General features: G+C 54.0%; 2 protein-coding genes. One reads left to right on the plus strand and one right to left on the minus strand.

Translation table 11 applies throughout. The annotated features are described in order from the left end of the window. Window positions 1–461: 461 nt before the first annotated feature. Entirely contained in the window at window positions 462–1,052 is a 591-nt protein-coding gene (locus tag WS91_RS35635; protein WP_156432324.1) for a hypothetical protein, read from the plus strand. Window positions 1,053–1,147: 95 nt separating this feature from the next. On the opposite strand, the gene WS91_RS35640 is transcribed toward WS91_RS35635, so the two are convergent. Further along, a complete protein-coding gene (locus WS91_RS35640; RefSeq protein ID WP_156432325.1) occupies window positions 1,148–1,291 on the minus strand; it encodes a hypothetical protein in 144 nt (47 codons plus the stop codon). Window positions 1,292–1,421 lie beyond the last annotated feature (130 nt).

Consider the following 1,421-nt stretch of genomic DNA (forward strand, 5'->3'; position numbering starts at 1 on the left):
CAAATCGGCAGCATGATTGCCTCGGACGTTCCACTTAAAAATCTCAGAAAACTGTCCGAACGAGTGAGGCCACCTCTCTGGCGGCACCATCGTTGGGGTTCTAGCGGGAGGTGACGTGATTGACGACCTTGAACGAATGATTTCCGATACCGTGCGCGCGTTGTTCGTCCACCACGACAACTTTGGATTTGATGAGTGGCAGCGAGAATGGGGTGCGCTAGATCAGGAAGATTGACCGATCGCCAGCCCTTCCAATGCAATAAGCGACTGCGCGACTGTGTGCAGCTAAATTGCAGCTTGGATGAGCTGGATTGCCCTTGATTGACCTTGTGCAGACTTGGTTTTGCAGTTTGCGAGTTGCGTAAGGCTTCGATTTAAAAGGATGTGTTGCGCGCCGGTAAAGCTCCGAACGCAGTGTTCGTCTCGGCCGTCTGTCGCGAGCGCCCGGAGGGCTGATATTCTTGGACGGACACGAACAGTACACGGGGGCAGCAGTGAACGACGGAGGGATCCAGCCACAAACGTGGTTTCCGGTAGTAACGCTTGTCATTGGCGCAAGTCTCAAAGCAATCTTTGATTATTTCAGCGATGGCCGCCTGCGGAAGCGCGAGCTAGAGGCTCGACGGGAGCAGCGTCGCGATGCAATTCGCATTTCACGCGCTGATTTTCAACGGGCCACGTTGCTTGAACTACAAGAGGCATGTCAGCAACTAGCTCGAGCCACGGGGAGAATGGCTCATGAAGATCTGGTCGCGTTCCGGACGACTGGAAAATGGCACATGCATCGGCTGTCGGAGGAAACGGATCAGAGCAGTTTGAAGGGGTTCACGAGTGTGTCGAAACTCCGGGTGCGGGTCCGCGATGAAGAAATTCGGGATCTTGCCAATACGTTCTCGTTGGAATGCGTTGCGGTGGGCAACGCGAAGACCGAAGAGGCGTCAGACCGAGAGTTGACTCGGATGGGGATCGCGCTGGACCAGCTACAGGAGAAAATTGGTGCGGCTCTTCGCAGTGTCGATGACGAAGAGGAAATGAAACTCCAAAGGCAGTGATCGAATGAAATCGCTTAAGCCAAAAATCTGTCTAACTTTGCGAAGCGATTCCCGGTAAACCCGCGCCGTGACTTGTCAAAAAATCGAGCAGAATGTTAGACAAATTCATTTAAACTATTGATTTTAAACAATTCCAGCGCCGCAAGCTGCGCAGCTTTGCGGAAGTGGCGTTTCAGTAACGCGCCACGGCGGCGGCGCGGGGCTGCGGCGATCGCACGAAACACGACGAGGCCGCCCATGATCGATTCATGGACGGCCTCGTCGGGAACATAGTCAGCCTAACTGAAACAGCCGTAAGCGCTAAATCCGCCACACGTCGTTAGGTGACGTGTTACCGGGTAACATGTTTCGAATCGATAGTTACCGGGT

It is taken from the genome of Burkholderia sp. MSMB1498 (genome assembly GCF_001526245.1).
In the GTDB taxonomy this organism is placed as follows: Bacteria; Pseudomonadota; Gammaproteobacteria; order Burkholderiales; family Burkholderiaceae; genus Burkholderia; species Burkholderia savannae.